This is a genomic window from Mycobacterium pseudokansasii (assembly GCF_900566075.1).
Lineage (GTDB): Bacteria > Actinomycetota > Actinomycetes > Mycobacteriales > Mycobacteriaceae > Mycobacterium > Mycobacterium pseudokansasii.
In genome coordinates, this window is sequence record NZ_UPHU01000001.1 from 4,245,671 (window position 1) to 4,265,780 (window position 20,110).

The following is a 20,110-nucleotide window of genomic DNA, read 5'->3' on the forward strand; positions in this document are numbered from 1 at the left end:
TTACTCGGGCACCAGGTCGTCGGCATGCACCGCGGGCCGGCGCAATTCACCGGGCAACTCCGAGGTGGACCGGCCCATCATCGCGGCCAGCTCGGCCGCGTCGTAGGCGACCACACCGCGGGCCACCGTGGTCGCGTCGGGTCCACGGAGTTCGACGACGTCACCGGCGAAAAACTTGCCCGACACCGCGGTGATGCCGGCCGGCAGCAGCGACCGCCGTTGCCGCACGACGGCATGCACGGCACCCGCGTCGAGCGTCAGCCAACCCGCGGCCTCGGCGGCATACCGTACCCAGAACCGCCGCGCCGACATGCGCCCGGGCCGCGGTGCGAAGACCGTACCCACCGACGCATCGGTGAGCGCCGTCGCCGCGTCTGCCGCGGGAGCCAGCAGCACCGGCACCCCCGCGTCCGCGGCCAGCAACGCCGACGACACCTTGGACGCCATTCCGCCGGTACCCAGATGACTGCTGCGCCCGGCGACAACGCCGTCGAGATCCGCGAGGCCGGCCACTTCGGGGATAAACCGGGCCCCCCGGTGTTTTCGGGGATCGGTGTCGTAAAGCCCGTCGATGTCGGAGAGCAGCACCAGCGCCTCCGCGCCCACCAGGTGAGCCACCAGCGCCGACAGTCGATCGTTGTCGCCGAAGCGGATCTCGTTGGTGGCCACCGTGTCGTTCTCGTTGACGATCGCCACCGCGTGCAGCGCCCGCAGCCGGTCCAGAGTGCGCTGGGCGTTGGTGTGCTGGACCCGCATCGAGATGTCGTGGGCGGTCAACAGCACCTGGCCCACCGTGCGGCCGTACCGGGCGAACGCGGTGCTCCACGAGTTCACCAGCGCCACCTGCCCAACGCTGGCGGCGGCCTGTTTGGTCGCCAAATCCCTTGGGCGGCAGGATAATCCGAGTGGCTCGAGGCCCGCGGCGATCGCGCCCGAAGACACGATGACGACGTCAGTGCCCGCCTTCATCCGCGCCTCGATTGCATCGGCGAGCTCGGCCAGCCGGCCGGCGTCGAACATCCCCGACGGCGTGGTCAGCGCTGTCGTCCCCACCTTGACGACGAGGCTGCGTGCGGTCCGGATGACTTCCCGGTGCGGACTGACCATCAGCTTTCACCGCGTTCACGTCGCTGCCGGCGGGCCGCCTTGCGTTCGGCGGCGCCGACCCGGTCGCTGCGCTCCAGGCGCGCATCGGTGCCCCGGCCCGACATCGCGACGTGACCGCCCGCGGGAGTTTGCGGCTCCCAGTCGAAAGTCATGTCACCGATCGTCACCGCGCACCCAGGCTGGGCGCACAGCCGCAGCAACTCGTCCTCGACACCCAGGCGCGCCAAGCGGTCCGCGAGATAGCCGACCGCCTCGTCGTTGTCGAAGTCGGTCTGGCCGATCCAGCGCTCGGGCCGGGCACCGGTCACCACGAAGCCGCCGTGGCCGTCGGGCTGCACGTCGAAACCACTGTCGTCGATGGGCACCGGGCGAATCACCGGCCGTCGCGGCACCACCTGAGGCCATGCGGCGTGGTATCGCGCCACCATGTGCCACAGCCCGAAGATCAACGGCTGCAGGTTCTCCCGGGTGACTGTGGACACCAGGAACACCGGCCAGCCGCGTTGGGCGATCTCGTCGCGAACGAACTCGGCGAGCTCACGGGCCTCGGGGACGTCGATCTTGTTGAGCACCACCGCCCGGGGCCGCTCGGTGAGATCGTCCAGCACCGCATCGCCTCGCAGCGTCGGTGTGTAGGCCGCGAGTTCGGCCTCCAGCGCGTCGATGTCGGAGATCGGGTCGCGGCCCGGCTCGTTGGTCGCGCAGTCCACGACATGCACCAGCACCGCGCAGCGCTCGATGTGCCGCAGAAAGTCCAGGCCCAGGCCGCGGCCCTGGGCAGCGCCCGGGATCAAGCCGGGCACGTCGGCGACGGTGTATGCGTGTTCGCCCGCCGAGACCACCCCGAGGTTGGGCACCAGGGTGGTAAACGGGTAGTCGGCGATCTTGGGTTTGGCCGCCGAAATGACCGACACCAGCGACGACTTCCCGGCCGACGGGAATCCGATGAGCCCGACGTCGGCAACGGTCTTGAGTTCCAGGGTGAGATCCCGCGATTGTCCGGGTTCGCCGAGCAAGGCGAACCCCGGGGCTTTGCGGGCACGCGAGGCCAGCGCGGCGTTGCCCAACCCGCCGCGGCCACCGGCGGCGGCCGCAAAGCGGGTGCCGGCGCCGACCAGATCGGCCAGCAACCGTCCGTTTTCGTCCAGCACCACGGTGCCGTCGGGCACCTTGACCTCCAGGTCGGTGCCCGCGGCGCCGTCGCGGTTGCTGCCCATCCCGGGTTTGCCCGACGGCGCGGTGATGTGGGGATGGAAATGGAAGTCGAGCAGGGTGTGCACCTGCGGATCTACTACGAAGACGATGCTGCCGCCGCGACCGCCGTTGCCGCCGTCGGGACCGCCCAGCGGCTTGAATTTCTCCCGATGAACCGAGGCGCAGCCGTTACCACCCGAACCCGCCCGCACGTGCACGACGACTCGATCGACGAACCGAGGCATCGGCTACCAATCCTTCGAATGTAACGCCGCCGCGGAAAAAAGCCCGTCGGACCGCCTCTGCGTTACGCGCGCGAAGGGCTTAGGACTGCGGCACGATGTTGACGGTCTTGCGCCCACGCTTGATGCCGAACTCGACCGCCCCGCCCGCCTTGGCGAACAGCGTGTCATCCCCGCCGCGACCGACGTTGACGCCGGGATGAAATTTGGTGCCACGCTGACGAACGAGGATCTCACCGGCCTGGACGACCTGGCCGCCGAACCGCTTGACACCCAACCGCTGCGCGGCCGAGTCCCGACCGTTGCGCGAGCTGGAAGCGCCCTTCTTGTGTGCCATTCTTGTCGCCTCCGCTACTTGATGCCGGTGACTTTCAGGACCGTCAGCTGCTGACGGTGGCCCTGCCGCTTGTGGTAGCCGGTCTTGTTCTTGAACTTGTGGATCCGGATCTTGGGACCCTTGACGTGCTCGAGGACCTCGCCCGTCACCGCGACCTTGGCCAGGGCCTTGGCATCGGTGGTGACGGTGGCACCGTCGACGACCAAGGCGACCGGCAGCGACACCTTGGCGCCGGGGTCGGATTCGAGCTTTTCGACCTTGACCACGTCTCCGACGGCAACCTTGTATTGCTTGCCGCCGGTCTTGACGATTGCGTAGGTCGCCATCGTGGGTGCACCTCTGCTCGTTGTCGTGCTTACTCTTGCGGGCACGCGTCAGCGGTGGCTTACGCGTGCGGGTCTGGTTCGCGATTCGGCACACAGCGCCACCGCAGGCGCGACTGGACCGGATCGCCGTCGTAGGCTGGCAGCCTGCCGACAACTGACCCAGGTTACGTGACCAGCGGCTACAGGGTCAAACCGGCGCAGCGGTTGTGGTGTTTAGTCCACATGGATCGGCGGACCTGCGGGCCTGCCCGCCGCCCGTCGCCGGCGCGGCCGTTCCGGCAACGAGGCCACCCCGACGGGGCCATGCGGGCCGTCGGCGCTGTCCCCGGGTTCGGAATCGATGTCCTCATCGTCGGTGTCGGAATCGTCGACGTCGAGATCGTCATCCAGGTCGTCGTCATCGAGCTCGTCGTCATCGAGTTCCTCGTCGTCGAGTTCCTCGTCGTCGAGTTCTTCGTCCTCGTCGGTGTCCTCGTCGGTGTCCTCGTCGGCATCTTCGTCGGTGTCCTCGAAGTCTTCGATGTCGTCGGAGTCGCCGTTGTCTTCCAGGTCAGCTATGTCGCCGGACACCCCTCCCGCGGTCTCTTCGACGACCGCAGCCGCGAGTTCCTCGCCGGACTCCTCGGGTTCGCCGTCCCCGCGATCCGGTCCCAGAGACGAGCCGGCGGCCATCGCTTTGAACATCGGATGCTCGCCGGGGGCGTGAGCGGGGACCTTGGCCACGATCCCTTTCTCACCGGGCTCTTCGGCGCGGCTCTTCTTCGAGCGCCTATTCCGCCGGCCTCCGGCCTCCGACTTTCGCCCGGTCGCCGGCGCCGCATCCACCGGATCGGCATGCAGCAGGATCCCGCGACCACTGCACTGGGGACACGACGACGAGAAGGCCTCGATCAGGCCGGTCCCCAAGCGTTTGCGGGTCAGCTGGACCAAGCCCAGCGAGGTCACCTCGGACACCTGGTGACGGGTGCGGTCGCGGGCCAGCGCCTCGGTCAGCCGGCGTAGCACCAGGTCGCGGTTGGATTCCAGCACCATGTCGATGAAGTCGATGACCACAATGCCGCCGATGTCACGCAGCCGCAGCTGACGCACGATTTCCTCGGCCGCCTCCAGGTTGTTCTTGGTGACGGTCTGCTCGAGATTGCCCCCGGAGCCGGTGAATTTGCCGGTGTTGACGTCGATCACCGTCATGGCCTCGGTCCGGTCGATCACCAATGTCCCGCCCGAGGGCAGCCACACCTTGCGGTCCATCGCCTTGGTCAGCTGCTCGTCGATACGATGCACCGCAAAGACATCGGGGCGGGTCTGACCCTCAGCAAGCTCGGCCGACTCGTACTTGGTCAATTTCGAAACCAGGTCGGGCGCAACGGAATTCACGTAGTCGTTGATCGTGGTCCAGGCCTCGTCGCCGGAAACGATGAGCCCAGCGAAGTCCTCGTTGAACAAGTCGCGGATGACCTTGACCAGCACATCCGGTTCTTCGTAGAGCGCCACCGCAGCGCCGGCCGCCTTTTGCTTGACCTCGGCGGCCTTGGCTTCGATCTGCTGCCAGCGCTCCTGCAGCCGGGCGACGTCGGCACGGATGTCGCCCTCTTTGACCCCCTCGGACGCGGTGCGGATGATCACTCCCGCGTCGGACGGCACCACCTCGCGCAAGATCTCCTTGAGCCGCTGGCGTTCGGTGTCGGGCAACTTGCGGCTGATCCCGGTCGACGACGCGCCCGGCACGTAGACCAGATAGCGGCCGGCCAGCGACACCTGCGTGGTCAGCCGTGCGCCCTTGTGGCCTACCGGGTCCTTGCTGACCTGGACGACGACGTAGTCGCCGGGTTTGAGGGCCTGTTCGATCTTGCGGTCGGCCCCGCCCAGTCCGGCTGCGTCCCAGTTGACTTCACCGGCGTAGAGCACACCGTTGCGGCCGCGACCGATGTCGACGAAGGCCGCCTCCATCGACGGCAACACGTTCTGCACGATGCCCAGGTAGATGTTGCCCACCAGGGAAGCCGAAGCCGCGGACGTCACGAAGTGCTCGACGACGATGCCGTCTTCGAGCACCGCGATTTGGGTGTAGCGCGTGCCTGGGTGCGGCGGCTCGGTGCGGACCCGGTCACGCACCACCATGACTCGCTCGACGGCCTCGCGTCTGGCCAGGAATTCGGCCTCGGTCAGTACCGGTGGACGGCGCCGCCCGGCGTCGCGGCCGTCCCGGCGGCGTTGCCGTTTGGCTTCCAGCCGGGTCGAGCCGTCGATGCCCTTGATCTCGTTGCCGCCGGATTCGTCGTCCCCGGAGCCGCCGTTGCGGGGCGCGCGTTCGTGCACGACGGTGTTGGGCGGATCGTCGGGCGCCGGGCCCTCGTCGCCGTCCTCTGCGGAACCCGACTTGCGCCGTCTACGGCGGCGGCGGCGACGGCTGGCGCCCTCTGCTGAACCGTCGTCATCGTCGCCGGCGTCGGTGTCGTCGGAGTCCGCTGAATCGTCACTCTCGGAGTCCTCGGAACGGGCAGAGTCCCCAACCGCCTTCCGGTCGGCTTCGTCGCCGTCATCTTCGCCGGGCCCGTCGGATCCACCCTGCTCACCGCGTCCCCGGCCACGGCCACGACGGCCGCGCCGACGCCGCCGACCGCTCGGCCGGTCGATCTGCTCCAGTTCGTCGTCATCGTCGGAATCGTCGGCCGCCTCGTCGTCCGTGCTGTCGTCCTCATCGATCGCCTCGGGAATCGGCTGCGGCGCGACGAACAGCGGCAGGTAATGCGGTCGCTCCACCCACGTCTCGACGACCTGCACCGTTTCCTGCGTTTCCAGCAGCAGCCGGGATTCGGGTTCCGGCGCTTCGTCAGCTTCTTCCTCCGGTGCAACAGCCGTCCCGGCGACACCGCGTTCAGGGCTTTCTTCTGGTTTGGCGTGGTTGGCGGGTTCTTCGGCGGGCGTTTCGGCCAGCAGGTCGCGCACCCGGACCGCGTCGACCCGGTCCACGCTGGAATGTGCGCTGCGGATTCGACCGTCCAGCGCATTGAGGGCATCGAGCACCCGCCTGCTGCTGGTCCCCAGCGTTCGTGCCAGCGAATGGACTCTCAGGCGGTCCGGCAGGTCCTCACGCTGTGTCGGCTCTTTTGGGTCTGAAGATGGGGCACCGTCTACCACGTATTCTCCTCAAGCCCCCGGGCGCGTCGTTTCGACGCGGCCACGCGAGGGCTCCGCTATGTGCCCGGGTCACTTCTCCCGGGCTTGTGATGGTCTTGCTCCGAGCCGCTCGGGCGAGCACACTCGGCGCCGTGCTGAATGACGGCTTGACACGCCGCGCCCCATCGGATGGCGATGGTCGCGCTTGCCGAAGTCTTCATTCGGGTGTTGGACGCCGGTCCGGCGACGTTCACCCGCAGTCAGTATCCCATATCACTGGGCCGGATCACCCTCGTCTGAGCCGTACACCGGTGAATCCGGCTCGCAAGCACGCGTCCGGCGCTAGGCGCCGGGAAACCAGAGCGCGATCTCGCGCTGCGCCGACTCGGCCGAATCGGAGCCGTGCACCAGGTTGAACTGGGTTTCCAGGCCGAAGTCGCCGCGGATGGTGCCGGGCGTGGCCGTGTCCACCGGGTCGGTGCCGCCGGCGAGCTGGCGAAACGCTGCGACCGCTCGCGGCCCTTCTACGATGGCCGCCACCACCGGACCCGACGTGATGAACTCGAGCAACGACCCGAAGAACGGCTTGTCTTCGTGTTCGGCGTAATGACGGCCGGCCAGCTCGTCGGTGACGGTCCTGAGCTCCAGCGCCGCGATGGTCAGGCCTTTGCGCTCGATGCGGCCGATGATCTCGCCGATCAGTTGGCGTTGCACACCGTCCGGCTTGATCAGCACGAGGGTCCGTTCAGTCACGGTGGCTAAGAGTAGATGGCCGATGCTGAACTCGCACGGCAGGCCCGGCTCAGCCTGGCGGCGACGCTCCCCCGCGCTCCCGCCGCCGGACCTCGGCCCGGAAGTACGCGATCAGCACCCATACCCCGGTGAACAGCACGCCGATGAAGCCGACGCCCGGGTACACGGCGAATCCGGCGAGCAGCACCAGCTGCACGCCGAGGTTCACCCAGATCGCCCACGGTCTGCGCTGCAGCCCGGCAAGCAGGATCAATGCGGCCGCCAGCCCGACCAGATAAGCGAGCGACGCCGGCCTCAGCCCGCCGCCCACCGCACCCACCACCGGGATGGCCAGCAGCACCACGATCGCCTCGAGCAGCAGTGTCGCGGCCATGACCGCGCCGAAGCTCTTCCACGGGTCCGCCCGTGGTGTGTCTGCCGGCTCGTGCGGCTGGCCGGTCATTCTGGGTCACGTCCAAACAGACTGCGGGCGGCCCCGGCGGTGACGACCGATCCGGTGACGACGATCCCGGAACCGGAGAACGAGCCCACGTCGGCTCCCGCTGCGGCCGCCTCGTCGACCAGCGCGGTTGCCGTGTCGATGGCATCGCTCAGGTTCGCGGCGGACAGCACCCGATCGGGCCCGAACCGCTCCCGGGCCGCCGCGGCCAGCGACTCGACATCCAGCGCGCGCGGCGACCCGTTGTGAGTCACCACAACCGAGTCGAACACCGGCTCCACCGCTTGCAGAATGCCGTCGACGTCCTTGTCGGCCAGCACACTGACCACCCCGACCAACGTCTGGAAGTCGAACTCGCCGGCCAGCGTCCGGGCCAACGCAGCCGCCCCGGCGGGATTGTGGGCGGCGTCGATGAACACGGCAGGTGCGCTGCGCAACCGTTCCAGGCGGCCCGGGCTGGTGGCCGCGGCGAATCCCGTCCGCACCGCCTCGACGTCGAGCTGGCGCTGGGCGCCCGCGCCGAAGAATGCCTCGACGGCGGCCAGCGCCACCACCGCGTTGTGCGCCTGGTGTTCACCATGCAGCGGCAGGTAGATGTCGGAGTACACCCCGCCCAGGCCTTGCAGTTGCAGCAGCTGACCGCCGACGGCGACCTGCCGGCCCAAGACGGCGAACTCCGAATCCTCCCGGGCGACCGCGGCGTCGGAGCGGACCGCCTGGCCCAGCAGCACCTCCATCGCTTCCGGGCGCTGACGCGCGATGACCGCGACCGTGTCGGGCGAGCCCTCGGCGGCTCGATGGATGATGCCCGCCTTCTCCCCTGCGATCCCGGCGATGTCGTGCCCGAGGTAGTCGACATGGTCCTTGCTGATCGGGGTGATCACCGCCACCGGCGCATTGATGACGTTGGTGGCGTCCCATCGTCCACCCATACCCACCTCGATCACCGCGACGTCGACGGGTGCGTCGGCGAACGCGGCGAACGCCATCGCGGTGAGCACCTCGAACTTGCTCATCGCCGGCCCGCCGGCATTCTGGGACTGCTCATCGATCATCTGCACGAACGGCTCGATTTCTCGGTACGTCGCCACGTACTGTGCCGGGCTGATCGGCTTTCCGTCGATCGAGATCCGTTCGACCACCGACTGCAGGTGCGGGCTGGTGGTGCGGCCGGTGCGTTGATGCAACGCGGTGACCAATGCATCGACCATCCGCGCCACCGACGTCTTGCCGTTGGTACCGGCGATGTGAATCGAGGGATAGCTGAGTTGCGGTGAGCCCAGCAGGTCCAGCAGCGCACTGATCCTTGTCAGGCTCGGCTCGATGCGAGTCTCCGGCCAGCGCTGGTCCAGCAGGTGCTCGACCTGCAGCAGCGACGCAATCTCGTCCGGCGTGGGAGCCATGCCGGTGGATGGCCGGTCTGTCGACTCGAAACTCATTGCAGCGCAGCCAGCCTGGCCGAGATGCGGTCGGTTTCCTCCTGCGCCAGCCGCTGACGGTCGCGGATCTTGTCGACAACAGCTTCGGGCGCCTTGGCCAAGAAATCCGCGTTCGCCAATTTGGCGCCGGTTGCTGACAGCTCCTTTTGCGCGGCGGCCAAGTCCTTTTCCAGCCGGCGGCGTTCAGCGGCCACGTCGATCGTGCCGGAGGTGTCGAGTTCGACGACGACCCTTGCCCGGCTCAGCCGAACCTCCAATGACACCGACGGGCGGAAATCGGGACCCGCAGCGGTGAGCCATGCCAGCGATGTCACGGCGGCAACCTGAGTGTTCAGGTCCGACTCGTCGATACCGGCCAGCCGGGCCGGTACTTTTTGCCGGTCGGCCAGACCCTGATCGCTGCGGAATCGCCGGATCTCGGTCACCAGCTTCTGCATATCGCTGATGCGCTGCGCAGCAACGGGATCCACAGTGATCCCGGAGGGCCGCGGCCAGTCGGCGATCACCAGTGACTCTTCCCGGGTCAAAGCCTGCCAGAGCACCTCGGTGATGAACGGGATCACCGGGTGCAGCAGCCGAAGCAGCGTGTCCAACGCCGCTGCCAGTACCGCTGTGGTATGCGAGAGTCCTTCGGCCAGTTGGGTTTTTGCCAGTTCGACATACCAGTCGCAGAACTCGTCCCAGGCGAAGTGATACAACGCTTCGCAGGCACGGCTGAACTCGTAGCTGTCGAAGGCCGAATCGACTTCGGCTCGAACCTCTTCCAGTCTTCCCAGGATCCAGCGGTCGGCATCGGTCAGCTCGGCCGGCACCGGCAAAGGCGCCTCGGAGGGCTTGGTGGCGCCGTTGAGCAGTGCGTAGCGCGTCGCGTTGAACAGCTTGGTGCTGAAGTTGCGCGACGCGCGGACGGCATCCTCGCCGATCGCCAAGTCGCCACCGGGGCTGGCTCCACGGGCCAGCGTGAACCGCAACGCATCGGCACCGAACGTATCCATCCACTCCAGCGGGTCGATGACGTTGCCCTTGGACTTACTCATCTTGCGGCCGAACTCGTCACGAATCAGCCCGTGCAGGAACACGTCGGTGAACGGCACTTGGGGGCCGCGGCGGCCGTCGAGCGTGATGGCGTCGTCGCCGCCGACGAAGGTGCCGAACATCATCATCCGCGCCACCCAGAAGAACATGATGTCGTAACCGGTGACCAGAACGCTTGTCGGATAGAACTTTTCCAGCTCCGGCGTCTTTTCGGGCCAGCCCAGAGTGGAGAACGGCCACAGCGCGGAGGAGAACCAGGTGTCCAGCACGTCCGGGTCCTGCTCCCAGCCCTCCGGAGGTGTTTCGTCCGGTCCGACACACACCTTTTCGCCGTCGGGCCCGTACCAGATCGGGATGCGATGACCCCACCACAGCTGTCGCGAGATGCACCAGTCGTGCATGTCGTCGACCCAGGTGAACCAGCGCGGTTCCAGGCTGGCAGGGTGAATCACGGTGTCGCCGTTGCGCACCGCGTCGCCGGCGGCCTTGGCCAACGACTCCACCCGGACCCACCACTGCAACGACAGCCGCGGTTCGATCGGCTCCCCGCTGCGCTCGGAATGTCCCACGCTGTGCAGGTAAGGGCGTTTCTCCTCGACGACGCGGCCTTGGGCGGCCAACGCCTCGCGCACCGCGACCCGTGCTTCGAATCGGTCCATGCCGTCGAATTGTGTTCCGGTGCCGGCGATCCGGCCCTTGGCGTCCATGATCGAGGGCATCGGCAGGCTGTGCCGCATTCCGATCTCGAAGTCGTTGGGGTCATGTGCGGGCGTGACTTTGACCGCGCCGGTGCCGAATTCGGGGTCCACATGCTCGTCGGCAACGATGATCAGGTCCCGGTCGACAAACGGGTGCGGCAGGCTGGTTCCGACCAGGTCGCGGTAGCGATCGTCGTCGGGATGGACCGCGATGGCGGTGTCGCCGAGCATCGTCTCCACGCGTGTGGTGGCGACCACGATGTGTGGTTGCGAGTCGTCCAGCGAGCCGTACCGGAACGAGACCAGCTCGCCTTCGACGTCGAGGTAGTTGACCTCCAGATCCGAGATCGCCGTCTGAAGCACCGGCGACCAGTTGACCAGCCGCTCGGCCTGATAGATCAGCCCGGTGTCGTAGAGCCTCTTGAAGATCGTCCGCACCGCCCGCGACAGCCCCTCGTCCATGGTGAAGCGGTCGCGGCTCCAGTCCACCCCGTCGCCGAGCCGGCGCATCTGGCCACCGATCGCCCCGCCCGACTCCCGCTTCCAGTCCCAGACCTTGTCGACGAACAGCTCACGGCCGAAGTCCTCTTTGGTCTTGCCCTCGACAGCCAGCTGCTTTTCCACCACGCTCTGGGTGGCGATACCGGCATGGTCGGTACCTGGCTGCCACAGCACCTCGTAGCCCTGCATCCGTTTTCGGCGGGTCAGGGCGTCCATCATGGTGTGTTCCAGTGCGTGGCCCATATGCAGACTGCCGGTCACATTCGGCGGCGGCAGCACGATCGAGTAGGCGGGCCTGCTACTGGTGGGGTCCGCGGTGAAGTAACCGGCATCCAGCCATTTCTGGTAGATGGGGCCCTCCATCGCACCCGGGTCCCACGACTTGGGCAGCTGGTCGGCGTCGGAGCGGGCGCGCGCGGTCACCGGTCAATTCTAAGAACCGCCGCGTAGCGGCGTGTAGGCGCCTAAAACCGCAGGTGAACGGCTATCAAGGAGTGGATCACGGAATCGTGAGGACCTGGCCGGGATGGATCAGGTCGGGATTGGGAATCGCATTGGCGTCGACCAACACCTGGTACTTGTTCCCGTCACCGTAGAAGCGTTCGGCGATGCCCCACAAGGTGTCGCCGGAGACCACAGTGTACGTGTTGGGAGCGGGCTCAGCAGGCTCGTCGGCGACCGCCTCCGCGATCGGCTCCGGCGCCGCTTCCCCGACGGGCTGCGCCGCCTGCGCCGCGCCGGTCACCTCCGGGGCGCCAACAGATTTCTGCAGTTCGGCTGGCGGCGTGTCGGTCTGCGTCCCGGTGGCCCAGGCCGGGCCGTCGGCCGCGTAGAGCACCAGGTTGCGGTCATCCTGGAGCACCAGCCTGACGCTCTTGCTGCCCACGGTGTCGCTGTGCCAGACCGGCCGCTCCGGCGTGTAGAGGACGAAGTTGCCATCAGTCTGCAGCTCGGCGCGCACCACGTCCTGGCCCTCGGTCGCGGTGGCCCATACCGGCGTGCCGTCAGCGGCGAGCACCAGGTTGCCGTCTTCTTGCAGGGTCAAGGTGTAGGCCCCGTTGTTGGAGACCAAGGATTCCCCTCGCTGCAGCCGCTGTCCTTCACCGAGCGTGTCTGACATGCTGTGCCTTTCGTTGTCCGGTCCGGCCGACTGAATGTGCCGGGTTACTTTTTGCCGCCGAGGAGCCCACCGATGATGTCGCCCAGCGCGCGGCCTCTGCCACCCAGCAGGTTGCCCAGGGACGTTTCATCATTTCCGCCCCCGAGGATCCCGCCGAGCAGCTGAGCCAGGCCGCCACCGGAGCCTGTTTCCTCGTGCTGGACGGCAGTACTCTGCAGTGCGCCGCCCGGCCTGAGCTGATTTCCCAGGTATGCCAGCACGATCGGGAGCACCAGCGGCAACAACCGCTGCAGAAGTTCTCTCCTTCCGGCCCCACCACTGGCCAGTGCCGATGCCACGCAGTCGCTGTCATTGCCGGCGAATAGCGTGGCGACGGCCTCTTCTCCGCCGCGCCGGTCAACCTGGTCGAGCGCCCCGCCCGCGTCGAGCAGGCCACGCGCGGCGTGGCTGCTGGCGGCTGACTCGATCCGGCCGGCGTGTTCGGGATCCTGCGAATGCTGGTGCAATCCGGTAAGCAGCACCGGTACCAGCGTGCGGACCGTCGCGTCCACCTCGGTTTCATCGGCGCCGAGCGTGCGCGCGATGTCAGACGTGGGAATCTGGGCGTAGAGATCATCAAGACCGGGCATCGGTGCTGGCTGCCTTCGGAGTCGGATATCAAACCACCTCCCGTCTGACCCTAGACGTACGCCGGCACCGGCTCAGACCAGCCGCTCGGTGTGCAACGACACACCGGCGGCCGGGAAGCGAGCCAGCAGCGCATCACCCATCGCGACCGCCGGGGTCAGCACCCCGTGCAGATCCGAGAGCTTGTCGCGATCGAATGCCAGCGCCAGACCGCACTCCCCCAGCAACACCGACGTCGCCTTGTAGCCGGGATCGCCGTCCTGCTTCATCCGCGCCACATATCGGGCGCCCGAGGTTGTGGTGGTGTAGGTCTCGATCCGGTAGTAGCCACGCTCGCGAGCCGCCGCGCTTGGGCCGGTTCCCGGCTTGGGCGCCATCCGCTGCACCAACCCTTGCGGCAGCAGCCGGAAATATCGGCTGCCCAATCCGGTCGTCACGTTGCCGACCCCGCTGATCATCGCCGACGCCAGCGGCGCCAGCAGCGATGATCCCAGGCTCATGTGCTCGCTGTACCGGAATCGCCTGCCGTAGGCCCAATCCAACAGCGCGTTGCTGCGGCGCACGATCCTGGTATTGGTCGGCGCCATCATGAACCCGGCCGTCCACAATCCACTCAATTCCGGAGCGAGTTGACTGCCGCGCCGCCATGGCAGATCGGGCTGCGGGCCGAGTTCGGGCTCGGCGGCGCGGTCGGTGCTCAGCGTGTACGGGTCGGTGAATCGCCGGCGCAGGTCGGGGTCGGCGGAGACGGCACGCAGAATCTCCAGCATCGACGCGATAGTGCCGCCGGATAGCCCGCCGGCCAGGGACCGGACGACAAAATGCGTGTCGCCCAGTTCCCCGGCGCCGTCGTCGCACGCGGCGCGGTACAGGGCATACACGCTGAGGTCTGACGGGATCGAGTCGAAGCCGCAGGCATGCACGATCCGGGCACCGGTGTCGGCGGCCTGCTTGTGGTGCTGATCGATGCTGTCGCGGACAAACGGTGGCTCGCCGGTCAGGTCGGCGTAATCGGTGCCGGCGGCGGCGCACGCGGCCACCAACGGCAGCCCGTAGCGCATGTAAGGCCCGACCGTGGTGACGACGACTCGGGTGCGGGCGGCCAAGTGCTCGAGGGTCGCGGGCGACCCGGCGTCGGCGGCGACGACTGACCAGGACTGCGCGGGTTCGCCCAACGTGTCGCGAACGGCGAGCAATCGCTCGGTCGACCTGCCGGCCAGCGCGATTCGGGCGTCCCCGCCGGCTCGAGCCAGGTATTCGGCGGTCAGCTTGCCGACGAAACCCGTGGCCCCGTAGAGGATGATGTCGAATTCACGCGGCGCTGCGGTCACCGGCCAAACGCTACCCGCGGTGCGCGGCCCGGCCCGCAGGCGACCCCGAATACGACCAGTGCCGGGCCCGAAGGCCCGGCACCCGGTGTTTTGCTATCACACCTGGCGGTGTGGTCAGCCGCGACGGCCGCAGACCGGCCAGGCGCCGATCCCCTGCGAATGCAGTACGTTCTCGGCCACGCGGATCTGCTCCTCACGGCTGGCGCTGGCCGCCGAGCCCGAACCGCCGTTGGCGTGCCAGGTGCCGGAGGTGAACTGCAGCCCGCCGGAGTATCCGTTACCGGTATTGATCGCCCAGTTGCCGCCCGACTCACATTGGGCGATCGCGTCCCAGTTCACGCTGTAGGCCTTGGGAGCCGGTGGCGGAGGCGGGGCATCCGGGGCCGGCGGTGGCGCCATATTGGGGTCGAAGTCCACCGGTTCCGGGACCGGCGGCGCGGCGTCCGGGGTCGGCCCATCGGGCAGGTCGACAGGCGCGATCACGGCGTCGGAGACCGCCGGCGGGGGCACACTCGGGTCGAAACCCACGAGCTCAGGGGCCGGTGCGTCGTCCGGGGCGCCCGGAGCAACGGCGTCCGGACCTGGGGGCACGTTCGGGTCGAAGCCCACCGCATCGGGGCCGGGCGCCGCATTCGGGTCGAGGCCCTCGTCTGCAGCGGCCGTACCGGACGGCACAGTCACGAGCGAACCTGTGATCGCGGCGACGATGAGCGTCTTACGGACGTTCTTCAACATTGTTCCTTTCGCGGTGCGCGCGCGCCAAAGCGAGCCAGCCCAACGGCGGTGGGTTGGATGCGATGTCCTGGTGGAATTGCTGCTTTGGGACGTGCCGTCTCGTTTCGGCACGGCAGCGGAGGGCCCGAGTTGCCCGCCGGGGGTTTCTATGCCCGGCTGCTGCGACGACTGTGCTAGATCTGTGCCGCCCTCAGCTCCGCTCACACGCGGGATCCGTGGATTCAATTGTGTTTAACTACTGATGCCCGGTTTCGGGCTAAACGCACCGTACGATAACGATTTGGATTCGTCATCCCGGCCGAAGTGATATTTCGGTTCTATAACGAGCGGATCACGACGCGGTCGCACAATGGTCTCCGCAGGTCAAGCGTCTGTTTATCGCTGTGGCCGGACCTTCGTACCTCCGGCGCCTCGGTGAGCCGAATCACGCGTATTTTGTGAGCTGCGCCACGCATTTGCCAATGTTGGTCGCCGGTCTATTCGACGGATCCGACGGCAGGTGACCGTGACCCAGCTCATAGCGCACCGCTCCCGGTATCGCCGGTAGACCTCACCACCGAGCAGGCGGTGGCAAAATGCCAATCCCGGAAGACGTCCCCGGGCCGAAACGCAACTCGCAGCTCAGTGAAAATTCCTTCCCAATAAGGTTTTTCGTGTTCAATGACCTCACCGCCGAGGTCCGGCGCGGTAGCCGCGCACCCCGCCGTGCCGAGGCCGGCCCAGCCGCGGATTGCACACGACCAGATGCCTGCCGTCGGCTGAGCTGTCGTTGATTTCTTACATGGTACACATTTGACGGCGATGACAGCGGAACGACTTCCTAAATAGCTGGCAGTCGAAATGAACTGTGTTACAACAAGATAGGGATGCACCGCACAGGGGTCAAGGTTATTCTTAGCTGAAAAATAGCCACGATAACGGATAAATTATGCATCTACTAATAACATTTAAATGAGAAAACAGACAGAAGTGAAAACGCACACCCGGCACAATTCGATTGTGCTCAATCCGGAGAGCAAACCGAAGCGAACCGGGCGCGGATTCTGCAGCCCGCTGCACGGGCACTGTAAGAGCTGACGGTCAGCGCCGAGGCTGCGCCGGTACGCGCAAGTCGGACGCGGTATTGACATTCGACAGCGGCCCGGAATTCGCCATCACGATCCGTTGAGCGTCGCAAGCATCGACGAAGGCGCTCATCCTGCGCTCACCGGCGGCAACTAATGCATCAACCCGATCGGCCAACTCGGTCCGGTATACCGCAGCCAAGTAGTGACTGCGACCGTCCCACGGCAGCACCACTTCGGCATTGGTCTGCACCGCACGGCGCACCAGATCATCGATCAATTCGACGGTCAGCAAAGGCATGTCGACGGCACACACGAACGCAAGCCGGGCGCCGGCCGCGGCGGCCGCACGCAAGCCGCGCCCGGTCGCCGGCAACGGACCGAGCCCCCGCACTTCGTCGCGCAGCACGTCAGCCGGCAACGGGGGCAATGGTTGCCCAGGAGCCGCCATCACGAATAACGGGTCGCAGCGCGCTCCGACAACACCGACCACGTGCTCGACCAGCGTTGTGGTCCCTCCTGGCAGCGGCAGCGTCGCTTTGTCACGACCCATCCGTCGCGACTCTCCGCCGGCCAGGACGACCCCGGCGAGTGACCCTGCGTCTGGCATCGGTTCGCCCACGTCAGCCGACAGTCCAGGTGTCACGCCCGCGGAGCAGCGCTTGGAGCGCGGTGGCGTTGGACGGAGCCGCACTCTGGGCGGCGCTGACCTGAGAACGTGCCGCGTCATCGTAGGTGGGCCTGCTGATGTGGCGGAAGATTCCGAGCACAGTGTGCTCGAGGTTCTGATCGGACAGCCGAGACAACGCGAACGCATAAGCTGCGTCGTCGGCGTGCGCGTCGTGTACCACGATCTCGTCGACAGCCACGTCGGCGGTCTTGGCCACGTCGAGGCTGAAGCCAGACCTCACGACGCAGTATTCACCGTTGGCGCCGAACACGATCGGTTCACCATGGCGGACGTTGATCACCCGCTCTTCCGCCCCCTCCTTGCGCAGCGCGTCGAAGGAGCCGTCGTTGAATATCGGGCAGTCCTGCAGGATTTCGACCAGCGCGGCACCGCGGTGCTGGGCGGCAGCGCGCAGCACCTCGGAAAGCCCGGCGCGGTCGGAATCCAGCGCGCGGCCGACGAACGTCGCCTCGGCGCCCAAGGCCAGCGAGACCGGGTTGAATGGAGTATCCAGCGAACCCATCGGGGTCGACTTGGTGATCTTGCCGACCTCCGACGTCGGTGAGTATTGACCCTTGGTCAGCCCGTAGATCCGGTTGTTGAACAGCAGAACCGTGATGTTGACGTTGCGGCGCATCGCGTGGATCAGGTGGTTACCACCGATCGACAACGCGTCACCGTCTCCGGTGACCACCCACACCGACAGGTCCTCGCGGGCCAGCGCCAGCCCTGTCGCGATCGCCGGCGCGCGGCCGTGGATCGAGTGGAATCCATAGGTCTCGAGGTAGTACGGGAAGCGGCTGGAACATCCGATGCCGCTGATGAACACGATGTTCTCGCGGCGTAATCCGAGTTCGGGCAGAAAGTTGCGAATGGTGTTGAGGATGACGTAGTCCCCGCATCCCGGGCACCAGCGGACCTCCTGGTCACTGGTGTAATCCTTGGCCTTCTGCGGTTGGTCCGTCGTGGGCACCCGCGAGTTCTTGGTCAAACTCGGCGTTAGCCCGAGGTCTGTGCCCGCCAGATCGCCGGTCGCGCTAGTCATGAGCGCCGCTCCTCCTCATTGCTTGGTCCCGCGCTGACAGGCGGCATCCCACTGGATCGCGCCGCCGGTCATTCGACAGCTCCCGCTCCAATGGGGGCCGCCCCCAATTTGGCGACCATCGTCTTGTCTTGCTCAATCTCGGCCAGCGTCCCGCCCAATGCCGCGCGGATAACTCGGCCAATTTCGTCGGCCAAGAAAGACAACCCCTGAACTTTGGTGACCGATTGAATGTCGACCAGATACTTGCCGCGCAGCACCAGCGCCAGCTGGCCCAGGTTCATCTCGGGCGCCACGACCTGCGGATAACGTCGCAGCACGTCGCCCAGGTTCGCCGGCAACGGGCTGAGGTACCGCAAGTGGGCATGCGCGACCTTGATGCCCTTGCGCCGCGCGCGTCGGCACGCCTCGCCGATCGGCCCGTAAGAACTGCCCCAGCCGATCAACAACAGCTCGGCGTCCCCCGTCGGGTCGTCCACTTCGAGATCGGGCACTCGGATGCCGTCAATCTTGGCTTGGCGAATCCGAACCATGAGATCGTGATTCATCGGCTCGTAGGAGATGGCACCGGAGCCATTGGCAGCTTCCAGCCCGCCGATGCGGTGCTCCAGACCGGGAGTGCCGGGAACGGCGAACTGACGGGCCAGAGTCTCGGGGTCGCGGTTGTATGGCTGGAAGGGCTCTTCCGGTTTGGCGAACTTGTGCACGATGGGCTCAAGGGTCGCGATGTCGGGAATTCGCCACGGTTCCGAGCCGTTCGCGATGGCCCCATCGGACAAGACGATCACCGGGGTCTGGTAGGCAAGGGCAATCCGCACCGCCTCGACTGCGACCTCGAAGCAGTCGGCCGGCGACCGCGGCGCCAGCACCGCAACCGGCGACTCACCGTTGCGGCCATACAACGCCTGCAGCAGGTCGGCCTGCTCGGTCTTGGTGGGCAGGCCGGTCGACGGCCCACCACGCTGCACATCGATGACGATCAACGGCAGTTCGGTCATCACGCCAAGGCCTAGCGCCTCGGACTTCAGCGAAATACCCGGCCCCGACGTGCTGGTGACACCGATCGCGCCGCCGTAGGCCGCGCCCAGGGCCGCGCAGATACCCCCGATTTCGTCTTCGGCCTGGAAGGTGATGACGTTGAAGTTCTTGTGCTTGGAAAGCTCGTGCAGGATGTCGGACGCCGGGGTAATCGGATAGCTGCCCAGCACCACCGGAGCGTTGGCGCGCTGACCCGCTGCGACGATCCCGTACGCCAACGCGGTGTTTCCCGAGATCTGCCGGTATTCACCGGGCGGCAAGGCCGCTGCGGGAACTTCGTAGGTGGTGCCGAACGCCTCGGTGGTCTCGCCGTAGTTCCACCCCGCCTTGAGGGCCAGCACATTGATCTCGGCGATGTCGGGTTTGCGCGCAAACTTCTCTCTGATGAAGTTTTCACTGGTCCGTATCGGCCGGCCGTACATCCACGACAACAACCCCAAAGCGAACATGTTCTTGGCGCGCTGGCCATCTTTCTTCGACGCGCCGACGGTTTCCACTGCCGCCAGGGTCAACGTGGTCATCGGGACGGAATGCACGACGTACTCGTCCAACTCATCGGACTCCAGCGGATTGGTGACATAGCCAACCTTCATCAGGTTGCGCTTGGTGAACTCGTCCGAATTGGCAATCACCATGCCCCCGCGGGGCAGGTCACCGATATTGGCCTTCAGCGCCGCCGGGTTCATCGCAACCAGCACATCCGGCCGGTCACCTGCAGTCAGGATGTCGTAGTCAGCAATCTGAATCTGAAAGGACGACACCCCGGGCAGGGTGCCCGCCGGTGCTCGGATCTCGGCGGGATAGTTCGGCTGGGTTGCCAGGTCATTGCCGAAGATGGCTGCTTCCGAAGTGAACCTGTCGCCCGTGAGCTGCATCCCGTCGCCGGAGTCCCCTGCGAAGCGGATGACGACATGTTCCAGGCGCCGCCGCTCGTGCCGGGCATGCGACGCCACGGCATGAGACTCTGACTCGGCTCCGCTGCCATTCGGATCCACGTCTCCGCCTTCCGTCCGTAATCAGGCTTTTAATCAGGCTCTAATCAGGAGAAGCACTCCGCTGCGGTTTCAGGTTACGCCGTCGGAATGGCTCCCCCACCTCACGTTTTGGTGTCACTGGCGGTATCAAGTATGACACTTGTTCCTACGCGTTTGGCCGTCACCGAACCTTGGCAGAGGGCCGTCGATTTGCCAAAAGCCGACGTCAGGGCGGAGATGGTTGCGATGGCAACCCAAACTGTGGTCTTGGTCACTTTCTCACCAACCACGCCTAAGACCGTCTAAGACCGATCGATCGCG

16 protein-coding genes are annotated in these 20,110 nt (G+C 66.5%); all 16 read right to left on the minus strand.

Features of this window, described 5'->3' with window-relative positions:
- Nucleotides 1–1,107: a glutamate 5-kinase gene (gene proB, locus EET10_RS19100; protein WP_036400039.1), complete on the minus strand. Its 1,107-nt coding sequence runs from the start codon at nucleotides 1,105–1,107 to the stop codon at nucleotides 1–3.
- The gene (gene obgE, locus EET10_RS19105) at nucleotides 1,107–2,546 is read right to left on the minus strand and encodes a GTPase ObgE (RefSeq protein ID WP_122502410.1); all 1,440 of its coding nucleotides are present in this window, start codon (nucleotides 2,544–2,546) and stop codon (nucleotides 1,107–1,109) included. Before obgE ends, proB begins: the two co-directional genes overlap by 1 nt.
- A gap of 79 nt (nucleotides 2,547–2,625) precedes the next feature.
- Nucleotides 2,626–2,880 (minus strand): 50S ribosomal protein L27, encoded by a 255-nt coding sequence (gene rpmA / locus EET10_RS19110; protein ID WP_036400042.1) that lies wholly within the window; start codon nucleotides 2,878–2,880, stop codon nucleotides 2,626–2,628.
- A 14-nt stretch (nucleotides 2,881–2,894) separates the two neighbouring features.
- Entirely contained in the window at nucleotides 2,895–3,206 is a 312-nt protein-coding gene (rplU, locus tag EET10_RS19115; RefSeq protein WP_036400044.1) for a 50S ribosomal protein L21, read from the minus strand.
- Nucleotides 3,207–3,419: 213 nt separating this feature from the next.
- Nucleotides 3,420–6,344 (minus strand): ribonuclease E, encoded by a 2,925-nt coding sequence (gene rne / locus EET10_RS19120; protein ID WP_122502411.1) that lies wholly within the window; start codon nucleotides 6,342–6,344, stop codon nucleotides 3,420–3,422.
- 321 nt (nucleotides 6,345–6,665) lie between these two features.
- Entirely contained in the window at nucleotides 6,666–7,076 is a 411-nt protein-coding gene (gene ndk, locus EET10_RS19125) for a nucleoside-diphosphate kinase (RefSeq protein WP_036400050.1), read from the minus strand.
- Between the two features lie 49 nt (nucleotides 7,077–7,125).
- Complete coding sequence (locus EET10_RS19130; RefSeq protein ID WP_036400053.1) at nucleotides 7,126–7,518, minus strand: DUF4233 domain-containing protein; 393 nt, start codon at nucleotides 7,516–7,518, stop codon at nucleotides 7,126–7,128.
- Nucleotides 7,515–8,954: a bifunctional tetrahydrofolate synthase/dihydrofolate synthase gene (gene folC, locus EET10_RS19135; protein ID WP_036400055.1), complete on the minus strand. Its 1,440-nt coding sequence runs from the start codon at nucleotides 8,952–8,954 to the stop codon at nucleotides 7,515–7,517. Before folC ends, EET10_RS19130 begins: the two co-directional genes overlap by 4 nt.
- A complete protein-coding gene (locus EET10_RS19140; protein WP_099187536.1) occupies nucleotides 8,951–11,611 on the minus strand; it encodes a valine--tRNA ligase in 2,661 nt (886 codons plus the stop codon). The genes folC and EET10_RS19140 overlap by 4 nt, the downstream gene beginning before the upstream one ends.
- Before the next feature lie 76 nt (nucleotides 11,612–11,687).
- Nucleotides 11,688–12,308 (minus strand): LysM peptidoglycan-binding domain-containing protein, encoded by a 621-nt coding sequence (locus EET10_RS19145; RefSeq protein ID WP_036400059.1) that lies wholly within the window; start codon nucleotides 12,306–12,308, stop codon nucleotides 11,688–11,690.
- A gap of 44 nt (nucleotides 12,309–12,352) precedes the next feature.
- The gene (locus tag EET10_RS19150; protein WP_036400061.1) at nucleotides 12,353–12,937 is read right to left on the minus strand and encodes a DUF937 domain-containing protein; all 585 of its coding nucleotides are present in this window, start codon (nucleotides 12,935–12,937) and stop codon (nucleotides 12,353–12,355) included.
- Nucleotides 12,938–13,009: 72 nt separating this feature from the next.
- Entirely contained in the window at nucleotides 13,010–14,266 is a 1,257-nt protein-coding gene (locus EET10_RS19155; protein ID WP_122502412.1) for a saccharopine dehydrogenase family protein, read from the minus strand.
- Between the two features lie 114 nt (nucleotides 14,267–14,380).
- Nucleotides 14,381–14,998 (minus strand): transglycosylase family protein, encoded by a 618-nt coding sequence (locus EET10_RS19160; protein WP_122502827.1) that lies wholly within the window; start codon nucleotides 14,996–14,998, stop codon nucleotides 14,381–14,383.
- A 1,083-nt stretch (nucleotides 14,999–16,081) separates the two neighbouring features.
- Nucleotides 16,082–16,675 (minus strand): molybdenum cofactor guanylyltransferase, encoded by a 594-nt coding sequence (gene mobA, locus EET10_RS19165; RefSeq protein WP_036400663.1) that lies wholly within the window; start codon nucleotides 16,673–16,675, stop codon nucleotides 16,082–16,084.
- A gap of 13 nt (nucleotides 16,676–16,688) precedes the next feature.
- Entirely contained in the window at nucleotides 16,689–17,780 is a 1,092-nt protein-coding gene (locus EET10_RS19170) for a 2-oxoacid:ferredoxin oxidoreductase subunit beta (protein ID WP_036400066.1), read from the minus strand.
- Nucleotides 17,781–17,848: 68 nt separating this feature from the next.
- Nucleotides 17,849–19,810: a 2-oxoacid:acceptor oxidoreductase subunit alpha gene (locus tag EET10_RS19175; RefSeq protein WP_036400069.1), complete on the minus strand. Its 1,962-nt coding sequence runs from the start codon at nucleotides 19,808–19,810 to the stop codon at nucleotides 17,849–17,851.
- Nucleotides 19,811–20,110: the final 300 nt, after the last annotated feature.

Bases quoted from the DNA above. Each gene is read 5' to 3' on its own strand.
- proB (WP_036400039.1), bottom strand. From the start codon at position 1,107: ATGGTCAGTCCGCACCGGGAAGTCATCCGGACCGCACGCAGCCTCGTC.
- obgE (WP_122502410.1), bottom strand. From the start codon at position 2,546: ATGCCTCGGTTCGTCGATCGAGTCGTCGTGCACGTGCGGGCGGGTTCG.
- rpmA (WP_036400042.1), bottom strand. From the start codon at position 2,880: ATGGCACACAAGAAGGGCGCTTCCAGCTCGCGCAACGGTCGGGACTCG.
- rplU (WP_036400044.1), bottom strand. From the start codon at position 3,206: ATGGCGACCTACGCAATCGTCAAGACCGGCGGCAAGCAATACAAGGTT.
- EET10_RS19130 (WP_036400053.1), bottom strand. From the start codon at position 7,518: ATGACCGGCCAGCCGCACGAGCCGGCAGACACACCACGGGCGGACCCG.
- folC (WP_036400055.1), bottom strand. From the start codon at position 8,954: ATGAGTTTCGAGTCGACAGACCGGCCATCCACCGGCATGGCTCCCACG.
- EET10_RS19145 (WP_036400059.1), bottom strand. From the start codon at position 12,308: ATGTCAGACACGCTCGGTGAAGGACAGCGGCTGCAGCGAGGGGAATCC.
- EET10_RS19150 (WP_036400061.1), bottom strand. From the start codon at position 12,937: ATGCCCGGTCTTGATGATCTCTACGCCCAGATTCCCACGTCTGACATC.
- mobA (WP_036400663.1), bottom strand. From the start codon at position 16,675: ATGCCAGACGCAGGGTCACTCGCCGGGGTCGTCCTGGCCGGCGGAGAG.
- EET10_RS19170 (WP_036400066.1), bottom strand. From the start codon at position 17,780: ATGACTAGCGCGACCGGCGATCTGGCGGGCACAGACCTCGGGCTAACG.